Raw genomic sequence first — 10,541 nt, forward strand, 5'->3', positions numbered from 1 at the left:
AGGGGTTCCTGGTGCTCGACGGGGAGTTCGAGGTCGGCCGGGTGCTGTTCGACGAGTTTGATCACTATCGGCCGCTGGACTCCCTGATGGCGACCGCTGCACCGGCGCTCGTGGTACACGGCGATCGGGACACCGCGGTCTCGTACGAGATCGCGTGGCAGGCAGCCTGCGCCAGACCCCACACCGAGTTTCACACCGTCGAAGGTTCGGATCACGGCTTCGACACCCGAGAACGAGAGGACGAGGCAGTCGCAGTCACAGTGAGGTGGCTCGTTGGCGACAAGGGCCGAGCATGAACATCGCCTCTCTGTATGCACCGGTGCACATTGAGGAGAGCACCGTGGTGGGCGAGCACTGCGTTTTCGGCTACCCGAAAGAGGCGCGCCTGCGGGCCCAGCAGAAGGGGTCCGGCTCGACCTCGTCCGGGGAACCGGTGGTGGTGGGGGCGCACTGCGTGATCGGTAATCAGGTCGTGGTCCACGAAGGGGTCTGGATCGGCGCGAACTGCGTCATCGAGGACCGCGTGCGGATCGGCTACAACTGCGTGGTCGGCGAACGAACCCGTGTCGCCTATGGAGCGTATGTGTGTGATCGTGTCGCGATCGGCGTGGACGCCTGCGTGGCGGGATTCGTCTGTGACGGCACGACCATCGGCGATCGCTCCACAATGATGGGCGATCTCGTGCACGAGTACGCCCGTCCCCACGAAGGCTGGTGGGAGGTCGACGAGGAGCCTCCGATGATCGAAGCTGACTCCGTGGTCGGCTACGGCGCGAGGGTGGTGGGCGGCGTCCGTATCGGCCCACGCAGCTACGTTGCCGCGGGCGCCGTGGTAACCCGGGACGTTGCACCGGATCATGTGGTTACGGGCATCAACGTCCACGTTCCGGCCGAGTGGTGGCGAGGACGCCGGCTGCAAGGCTTGATCCGCCACTGGCAGGCTCTGGCGAAGACAGACAGGCTGTGACGTAGGTCATCTCAGGCGAAGGGGGCGAGGCGGAGCGACCCTTGTCCTCTGCTGCCCACGGTCGGCCGGATGTGGCCGCTGGGCGACCGCCCCGCTAACGGCGATGGTTCGCCGCCCCCTGTTCTGGCTGCCGGTCTCTGGGCTCGACGAAAGCCGAACGTTCGGTGTCGCTTCCGGCCTCATCCTTGGGGCGCTGGGAGACCAGTGGTGGTTCGAACGCGAGGGCGGTCAGCCGTCGGCGGAACCGGGCGCGTAGATCAGGGCGCGGATGGTCGATGTAGAGCGCGGGCAGGAACTCGTCGACCGGCACGACGGCCTCTTCGATGTGGGCGGCAAGCACCAGGCCGAGACCGGGCCTGGTGAGCAGGTAGCCGAAGGTGCAGTGGCTGTAACCAGGCGAGACGAATCCATCCAGGACCGGCTGGTCGTGGTCGGGTTCGAGGGGGAAGCGGCCGAGGTAGAGCAGGTCGAAGGGGCCGTGGCGGGTCAACTGGTGCAGGCCGGCGAGGAGCTGGTCGAGGAAGGCGTCCGGGATGACGAGGTCGTCTTCGAGGAAGACGATGAATGGTTCGTCACCGGTTTGAGCGGCATGGCGCCAGCAGGCCAGGTGCGCCAGTGTGCAGCCGATCTCGCCGTACTTCAGGGGTCTGGCCCACCAGGGATTGTCGGACTCGATCTGCCAGGGAAAGAGGGTGTAGCCGGCAGCGTCGAGCTGGCTTCGGGTGAGGTTCAGGCCGTCGAAGAGGCCGCGCCAGTCCGAGGTGAACGTCGCCTTGAGCTCCGGCGGAAGCACGTGCGTCATCCGTGCCCGCCGGTCAGGCCGCCGAAGCAGGTTGATCACATAGGTACGAAGATCAGCGGGAGTGATCAATGTGGTGGACCTCCGTTCCGGACTGATCTTGAAGGTAGCGGTCGGAGTTGTCGACGTGCACGGCGAAGGGTTCGTTGTTGCTGCGGGCGAGCAGGAGCAGCGGAGGGACCCGGGTCAGGTCGGCTACATCGGTGAGGCCGCCGATCCGCCGGGCTTCGGTGACCAGGACGAAGTCTGCGTCGTTGACATGCTCGGTGATGTAGCGGGAACTGCGTGCACCGCGCTCGGCCTCCAGTAGGCAACGGGCGGCACCGAGTACCCCGAGGGTGAGGCAGCCTCCGAGCAGGAAGACGGTGGTGCCCTGGGCGAGCGTGAGCCGGGTGAAGACGGCGAGATCTTCCAGCAGTTCGTTGCGCTCGGTCCAGCGTGGACCGAGAACCAGCCCGTTCATGCCGGGTACCACCAGGGGATCGTCCGCGCCCAGCGGATGGGGCTCGAAGAAGAACGGCAGCCGCGGGAGAAACTCGCGGTACTTGGCGTTCCACGGCGGTCCGCCGACGACCACGAGGACATCGGCCTGGGTGTCGAAGTACTCCGAGGGGGCGAAGTCTCGAATCGTCACGGTCGGGGCTAACCGGGCGAATCGGGTCCGCAGGTAGATCAACGTGTCAAGATCTGCGAACTTCGCATAACGGAGGTAGTTACGGTCGGCTGGCGAGGCGTACTCTGGGCGCTCATCCTCGGGGATCTCCGAGCAGACGATATCGATGCGTGCCCCGTGGGAGAGTCGCCAGAACGCTCTCAGGTCCTCGCCCCAGGGCTCGCCGTGATCGACCGGCGACCGATCCTGTTCAGGGGACGAGACCGTTGCCGGGCTCCTGACCGTCGACGTGACGGTCGATGGCCCGTTCGTCAACAGCATGTAGGCGAGGGTGTCCAGCGCTCGGTCGGCGCGGCGACGAACGGTCTTCGCCGCGCACCTCTGCTGGCGCGCGAGCGACTCTTGTCGCTCGGTGAGCGTTGGGTACCGATGCTCGGCGCTCAGGTTGAAGTCGACCTCGACGCACAGGCGCTCGTCGTCGGCCAGCCCCTCGACGGCTTGCCGGAACGCGGTCACGAGCAGCGTGACCTCCTGCGCCGATGCAGGCTCGCTCACCCTGCCGTCTGCCAGGCGGGCCCGGAGCAGCTCAGGCAGCACGGTAGGAAGCGCGGTGGGGCGAGCCAGGCCATGTCCTTGGCGGAGGCGCTTCAGACTCTCTTTGACCTCATCGACGGACAGTGAAGGAATGACCACCACAGTGTCCAGGATATGTCCAGATAGTCGGTCGATGACCATCGACACGGGTAGCTGCTGGCCTGGTCGATCGTGATCGTGGCCGGCATTCTTAACCGGACGAGCCAACGAGCCGCTGACGGCCATACGGCTCGCCACCGCACCCGCCGACGACAAGGAAGATCGTGTGACCGACGTGTCTTCACCCGTAGAGCCGAACAGCGACGTCTCCGGCCTCGATCGCGCAGCGCAGCTGCGCAGGAAGATGGTTGACGATCTTCTTGCCGAGGGCACGATCACCTCGCGGCCGGTCGAGGCCGCGATGCGCAAGGTCAGTCGGGAAGCCTTCGCACCGGGGGTGGAGCTGGAGGAGGCTTACCAGCTTTACAACGGAGTAGTTACGAAGCGCGACGACGCTGGAAGTTCTGTGAGCTCGGTTTCCGCTCCGCAGGTCCAGGCGTACATGCTGGAGCAGGCTGCGATCACCCCCGGCATGAGGATCTTGGAGATCGGCTCTGGGGGGTACAACGCTGCCTTGATCGCCGAGCTCGTCGGTCCGGCAGGTCAGGTCACCACGGTCGACATCGACAAGGACGTCATCGACCGGGCGCGCCATCTTCTCGCGCAGGTCGGCTACCCTCAGGTGAACGTTGTGCTCGCCGACGCCGAGTTCGGTGTGCCTGAGCACGCCCCTTATGACCGTATTTTGGTCACGGTCGGTGCGTGGGACGTTCCGCCGGCTTGGGTGGCTCAGCTGGCCGAGGGCGGTCGTCTGGCGGTGCCGTTGCAGCTGCGGGGCCTGTCGCGTGTGATCACCTTCGAGCGAGCCAACGAGTACTTGCTCAGTCGGGCGTCCCGGTTGTTCGGCTTCGTGCCCATCCAGGGCGCCGGAGCGCACCAGACCACGTTGCTGGTCCTACGCGGGGGTGAGATCACCTTGCGCTTCGAGGAGGGGCCCCCGACCGATCCGGGCCTGCTGGAAGGCGTATTCGACGCGCCGCGGGTGGAGGTCTGGAGCGGGGTCACGATCGGCCGTTTCGAACCGTGGGCCGGTACGCAGATGTGGCTCGCCACCGTGCTGCCGGGCTTCTGTCGCGTTGTGCTGGACAGAAAGCTGGACACGGGTCTGCTCTCCCCACCGGGCAGTCACTCCGCCGCGGTGGCCGTCGTCGACGACGACACCCTCGCCTATGTCACGACGCGCGGTGCGGCGGACTCGGTGGACGTCGAGTTAGGTGTGCATGCCTTCGGTCCGGGCGCGTCCGAGCTGGCCGAACAGGTCGCCGAGCAGCTCCAGGTCTGGGGGCGGGAACACCGCCACAGCTCGCCACAGTTCCGCGTTGACCCCGCAGGCACCGCCGATGACCAGCTGCCGGCTGGCCGCGTCATCGACAAGAAGCACAGCCGGATCACGATCTCCTGGCCGGGAGCGGCGAGCGTCGCGGCCGGCCGGGGCGCAGCATCCCGCCGAGCAGGAGGATGATCCATATGTCAGAGGTTTCGCTGTCTGGAAGCGCCACGGCGTTGGCTGAACGGCCTGGCGAGGACGACGAGTACACGCTGGATGTACGGGTGCTCGTGGCGTACGGCCCGATCATGGGGGACTGCCCCACCGATGACGGATGCGGCAACACCTGCTCGGGCAACGACAGCTCCTGCAACTCGTTCGCCGACGACCCGTCCTGACCTGTACGGGGGTCGTCGGTGCATTCCCCGACCCACGGCCCCCGCACAGCAGCAGTGCCCCGGGAGGCGGCATGGCGGTGAGATCTCCAGCGATGTACCAGTGGGCCGGTGCAGCACTACTACGTGCGAGCACCGATCCGGGCGGATTGGACTTGCCAGCGGACCTGGACCTGTTCGGTGCCGACGCCGCGGAAGAAGGGTCGGCGTGGCTGTCGGCGATGTGGCGGCGCGAGGAAATTCGCGCGGCGATCGCTCAGGCGAGTCCCGCGCTGATTCAGCAGGTTGACACCGTTCTGACCTCCAGTGGTCATGACGTGCGAGCGGTTCGCCGGACCGTGCTTTCCGTAGCGTCCTATCTGCTTCGGTGGCAGCGCCGTCCCACTCCCTTTGGGCTGTTCGCCGGAGTCGCGCTGGCCCGGATCGATGCTGGGGCGAAGGTGCGGTGGGGTCGCGATCACCGGGTCGAGGCCCGGGTTGACGCGGGCTGGCTCGGTGATGTCCTCGCGCGCCTGCACCGGTGTCCGACGCTGCGGGAGCGGCTGTCGCTGGTCGCCAATGGCGCCGGGTTGGTGCGCGGTGACCGCTTCGGAGCGCCCGCGCCGACGCCGGATGGCATAGCGGACGAGTTGGCGCCGATCGAGGTGTCCGTGCGCCACAGTCGACCGGTCTGCGCCGCGCTGGAGGCCACGCGGAAACCGGTCACGTTCAGCGAGCTACGAATACTGCTCATGGAGCGCTTCCCCAGTGCCCCCGCGCAGCGGATCGACGAGATGCTCACGGGTCTGCTCGACCAAGGAATCCTGCTGAGCAATCTGTCAGCGCCGATGACCTGCCTGGATGCACTCGGTCATGCGTGCGCTCAGCTGGAGGCCGTTGACGCCCACAGCATTCCGGAGGTTAGCGATCTTGTCCGTTCGATGTTCGAGATCCACAAGGAGGTGTCGGCCACCAGCCAGGTTCTCGGGTCAAGGTCGGCCGTGACCGAGCAGATGCACGCGCTGAGCGAGGCCGCCGAGGTACCCATGATCGTCGACACGATCCTGGAGTGCGACGTTCACATACCGGACCAGGTCGCCCAGGAAGCCCGCAACGCCGTCCAGGTCCTCTATCGACTCTCACCGTATCCGTTGGGTTATCCCGCCTGGCGGGACTACCACTCCCGGTTCCGGACCCGCTACGGGACGGGCGCCTTCGTGCCGGTCATGGACCTGATCTCCGACAGTGGCCTGGGAGTTCCGGCCGACTATCTGGGCTCGGCGCGCAGGCGTGCCGCTCGGCAGGTGAGTGAACGTGACGAGAAACTACTGGCGCTGATCCAACGGGCCACGCTGTCCGGCGGCGGCGAAATCGTCCTGACTGATCAGATGATCGAGGAGCTTGCGGTCAGCGATCCGGCCGACGTGCACCTGCCTGCTCGGGTCGAGGTGGCCGTGGAGATCCGCTCCATGTCCGTTGAGGCGCTGGCCCGCGGCCGGTTCACGGTGGCGGTGACCGGCACGCCACGGCCCGGCAGCAGCATGGCTGGCCGCTACGCCCACCTGCTGCCAGCGGACGGCCGCGACCTGATCGCGGGCACCTTCGCTGCGGCCGGCACCGACGCGATCCCCGCGCAGCTCTCCTTCGCCCCGCGTAAGCGGCGCAACGAGAACGTCGCGCGCACGCAGCAGCTCCTGACACATGTGATCCCCGTGGCCGAATACCGCGACGGCGACGAACGCCTGATCCCCCTGACGGACCTCGCGGTCAGCGTGGACGACCGCCGCTTCTACCTCGCCCAGATCTCCACCGGCCGGTACGTCGAACCGCGGGTCGCCCACGCCCTGGAGGCCGGCGTGCACACCCCGCCGCTCGCGAGGTTCCTCGCTGAGATCACCACCGCCCGAGCCGCCGTGTACAAGGCATTCCACTTCGGCGCGGCGGCACAGCTTCCCTACCTTCCACGCGTTCGATACCGGCGCACCGTGCTGTCTCCGGCACGGTGGCTGCTAGCGGCCGGTGAACTTCCCGGCCGCGGCGCCTCGACGGCCGAGTGGGACGCCGCGCTGGAAGCCTGGTGCAGCCGGTGGTGGGTTCCCGGCCATGTCGCGATGGTGGAGCACGACCGGCGGCAGCCGGTGGACCTCGGCCACCCGCTTCACCGTCTCCTGCTGCGCACCCGGCTGGAACGCGCTGACCGCCTGGAACTGCGCGAGACGTCGACCCTGGAAGACGTGGCCTGGCTGGGGCGTGCCCACGAGGTGCTGATCCCCATGGTCTTGGACCCGCAGCCCGCCACAGATCCCGGGCCAGGCATCAGCACACGGCGAGTCGTGGCCGTCGACGCCGGGCATCTCCCCGGCGAGTCCACGGTCGTGTCCGCGCACCTGTACGGGCATCCGGCGCGCGTCGAGGAACTCCTGACGCAACACCTTCCCCACATGATCGACGCCTTCGGCGTCCACAGGCCGCGCTGGTGGTTTCGGCGGAACCGCGAAATGCGCAGACCAGAGATCGACCAGTACCTCGCCGTATACCTCTGGCTATCGGAGCCCTCCGCATACGGCCCTGCCGCCGCATGCCTTGCCCGGTGGGCCGACGATCTGCGCCGACAACACCTGCTCGCGCACGTCTCGCTCACCACCTATGACCCCCAGTCGGGACGTTACGGACACAGCCCAGCCCTGGACCACGTCCAGGACGTCTTCGCCGCCGACTCGGCCTGCGCCATCGCCCAGATCAGCGCATCCATCCGCGCAGGCGTGCATCCCCAGGCCCTGGCCGCTGCCAGCCTGGTCGACCTGGCAGTGAGCTACGCCGGGTCCCCACAAGACGGGCTGGACTGGCTGATCCGCGAACTCCGCCAAGAACACGGAAGGCTGGACCCCGCGCTACGGCAACAGACACTCGAACTAGCCGACCCGCACGGCAGTTGGACGCGGCTGCAATCCCTGCCCGGCGGACGCGATGTCCTGGCTGCCTGGGGCACCCGCGCCAGTGCGCTGGCGGCGTACCGAGATGCCCTCGCTGACCAACGCGACCCGATGCCGGTCCTGCGATCGCTCCTGCACCTGCACCACAATCGCGCTGTCGGTGTCGACCCGGCTGTCGAACGAGCCACCGGCCGGCTCGCACGGGCCTGCGCGCTGCGCCACACCGCCCACCGCACGGAGACATGAGTGGCGACCTCAACGAGCACCCCTCCGGGAATCGCGCAGACCGTTGATCTTTACGCCGAGCGGCTAGCTCTGCCCGAGCCCCCGCCCGAGAGCGAACCCTGGGCACCGCAGTCCCTCACGAAAGGCAGCGCGGGCATCGCCCTGCTCCACATCGAACGCGCCCACGCCGGGCTCGGCACGTGGCAGCAGGCCGACCGCTGGATCCGCAGCGCGGTCGCCGCGCCGGCCAACATCACAGACAACACCGGCCTGTACCTCGGCGCCCCAGCGATCACCTTCATGCTGGACGCCGCGGCAGGAAGCGACCCGAGCCGCTACCGCGGCGCCCTCGCCGCCATCGACGGGCACGTCGCCGCGATCGCCCACCACCGAGCCGACGCAGCCATGGAGCGCATCGCGGCCGGGAGACTGCCAGGGTTCCGCGAGTACGACGTGTTTTTCGGTCTGACCGGGATCGGCGCGCTGCTACTGCGTCGCGCTCCCCAGGGCAGCGCAATGGAGCGGGTTCTCGCCTACCTCGTCGCCTTGTCTAAGCCGCATCGGATCGACGGGCAGACGCTGCCGGGCTGGTGGGTCAACCACGATCCGCACCGCCGCGCCTCCCCTGCCTACCCCGGTGGGCACAGTAACTTGGGCCTCGCTCACGGGATAGCCGGGCCGCTGTCCTTGCTCAGTCGGGCGATGCGGCGTGGTGTCGTCGTCGACGGACAGCACGATACGATCATAAACGTCTGCGCCTGGCTCGACGCCTGGCAGCAGGACGGCGAAGCCGGACCCTGGTGGCCGGAATGGATCACTCTGCCCGACCTGCGTCAGGGCAGAACAAGCCAGCCCGGCCCGGCGCGTCCCAGTTGGTGTTACGGCACTCCCGGGCTTGCCCGCGCGGGCCAGCTCGCGGCGCTCGCTCTCGGTGACGGTCGCCGCCAGCAGAAGTATGAACAGGCGCTTTTCCAGTGTCTCAACGATCCCGTTCAGCTGGGGCGGATCAAAGATGGTGGACTGTGCCACGGTTGGGCCGGTGTGTATCAGACAGTCTGGCGCGCAGCTCACGATGCCATAACACCGGTACTTGCCGACCAATTGCAGTGCTTGGCTGACAACCTGGTTCGATTCGCTGACTTCGAGCCCGTTGCCGGCCCCGGGCTCCTGAACGGGACAGCCGGCACGGCCCTCACCCTGCACACTGCCGCGCATACTGTCGCGCCGCGCTCTGGATGGGATGCGTGTCTACTGATCGACTGACACCCGGAGCAACGGAAGAAGAAAGCGGAACCGAAGGCGCCTCGCTCGTCGACAGGGATGTCGAGCGCGCCGTTCTGAAGCTGTTGACCGGGATACCGCTGAACGAGGCCGCCGGAGACGAGCGCATGAAGCCAGCGGAACTGGCTGAGGCCGCCGCCATCTACCAGCGGTCCGGACGACAGGCCCTTCACCAACAGGTCGCCTCCGACTGGTGGCAGATCTACATCGAGTTCACCGACTGGCACGCCGCAGAACAGGCCGCTGCCCGTTACATCGCGCCACTACTCCATCGTGCCGGAAACTGCGGCATCGTCGCTGCATGGTGGTTCATGCGGAAATATCCCTGCTGGAGGATTCGCCTCCGACCAGGACCAACCGGAACTGTGATGAAGGCAAGCACCGCGGCCGCCCTCGATGAGCTCGTCACCGAGGGCAGGATCGCCCGATGGTGGACAGGAACATACGAGGCAGAGACAGCGGCTTTCGGCGGCGGGGTCGGCATCGACATCGCCCACAGGCTGTTCTGCGCTGACAGCAACTCCATCATGAATTTGAGCCGTAATCCCGACGCCGAGCTCGGCCGACGTGAACTGTCGCTGCTCCTGAGCACCTGTTTGCTGCGCGCAGCGGGCTTGGAATGGTACGAACAAGGCGACGTCTGGCACCGGGTCACTCTGGAACGACCCCTGCCCGCCGACGTCCCCACCTCGAAGCTGACGGCGATGATCAGCGACCTCAAACGGTTGATGCTCGTCGACACGACTCCGGACGGGCCGCTGCTGCACGCAGACGGTCCTCTCGCCTATGCGGCGGGCTGGGCCGACGCCTTCCGGCAAGCCGGGCAGAGCCTCGGCAGCGCAGCTCGCACGGGCACGCTGGAGCGGGGCCTCCGAGACGTGGCAAGCTACCTGACGATCTTTCACTGGAACCGCCTCGGATTGCCAAGCCGAACACAGAGCACGCTGGCCTGGGCGGCGCGTGCCGCCATCCTGGGCCCGCCCACCGGAGCGACCAAGCCCCTGCCAGCGATGCGACGTATCGGGACAACGATGCAGCGGGGGCGGCCGACATTGACGGTCGATGGCGACGCGGAACGCGCCGTGGCCCGTTTTCCTCTTGTCGAGCAGCACCGATTTCGTTGCACAGACCTCGAAGCTCGGGTGCGCAGCGTACGCGAGTGCGCGGAGTCCTGCCACGAGCCGACCGACCCCCACGACCGAATCAATCTCGCTTGCACGGTGTGGAACCTGTCGGCGTTGATTGCGGCCGACTGCGGTGTTCCCGACCTCGCAGTTGACCTGTGCCGACGCCAGTTCCTCATATTCCAGGCCGCACTGCCGCTATCTGGCAGCGCGATCATAGCCGCACTACAGCCGCTGGTGAACCTGACCCGTCTTACCCGCCGGG

General features: G+C 67.2%; 8 protein-coding genes and 1 pseudogene. 7 read left to right on the forward strand and 2 right to left on the reverse strand.

Features of this window, described 5'->3' with window-relative positions; all coding sequences use genetic code 11:
* Both AC08OO_RS18175 and AC08OO_RS18180 read left to right on the forward strand, forming a co-directional pair.
* Positions 1-296: pseudogene (locus tag AC08OO_RS18175) on the forward strand (alpha/beta hydrolase); the annotation flags it as partial.
* Complete coding sequence (locus AC08OO_RS18180; RefSeq protein ID WP_476610718.1) at positions 293-967, forward strand: acyltransferase; 675 nt, start codon at positions 293-295, stop codon at positions 965-967. The pseudogene AC08OO_RS18175 and the gene AC08OO_RS18180, both read left to right, overlap by 4 nt.
* A 94-nt stretch (positions 968-1,061) precedes the next feature.
* Here AC08OO_RS18180 and AC08OO_RS18185 read toward each other — a convergent pair whose 3' ends face one another.
* Positions 1,062-1,838, reverse strand: coding sequence for a glycosyltransferase family 25 protein (locus AC08OO_RS18185; RefSeq protein ID WP_476610719.1), 777 nt, complete (start codon positions 1,836-1,838; stop codon positions 1,062-1,064).
* The gene (locus tag AC08OO_RS18190) at positions 1,822-2,934 is read right to left on the reverse strand and encodes a glycoside hydrolase family 15 protein (protein WP_235463240.1); all 1,113 of its coding nucleotides are present in this window, start codon (positions 2,932-2,934) and stop codon (positions 1,822-1,824) included. The genes AC08OO_RS18185 and AC08OO_RS18190 overlap by 17 nt, the downstream gene beginning before the upstream one ends.
* A gap of 304 nt (positions 2,935-3,238) precedes the next feature.
* Here AC08OO_RS18190 and fxlM point away from each other — a divergent pair, with 304 nt between their 5' ends.
* From fxlM to AC08OO_RS18215, 5 genes are all read left to right on the forward strand, one after another.
* Entirely contained in the window at positions 3,239-4,534 is a 1,296-nt protein-coding gene (gene fxlM / locus AC08OO_RS18195; RefSeq protein WP_083494872.1) for a methyltransferase, FxLD system, read from the forward strand.
* A 5-nt stretch (positions 4,535-4,539) separates the two neighbouring features.
* Positions 4,540-4,737, forward strand: a complete 198-nt coding sequence (fxlA, locus tag AC08OO_RS18200; RefSeq protein ID WP_035958751.1) for an FxLD family lanthipeptide — start codon at positions 4,540-4,542, stop codon at positions 4,735-4,737.
* 152 nt (positions 4,738-4,889) lie between these two features.
* Entirely contained in the window at positions 4,890-7,892 is a 3,003-nt protein-coding gene (locus AC08OO_RS18205) for a lantibiotic dehydratase (protein ID WP_476610720.1), read from the forward strand.
* Entirely contained in the window at positions 7,893-9,134 is a 1,242-nt protein-coding gene (locus AC08OO_RS18210) for a lanthionine synthetase C family protein (protein WP_043591781.1), read from the forward strand.
* The coding region (locus AC08OO_RS18215; RefSeq protein WP_476618809.1) for a thiopeptide-type bacteriocin biosynthesis protein at positions 9,116-10,541 on the forward strand (1,426 nt) is incomplete at its 3' end. The genes AC08OO_RS18210 and AC08OO_RS18215, both read left to right, overlap by 19 nt.

Source organism: Frankia sp. CeCAU1 (assembly GCF_977971845.1).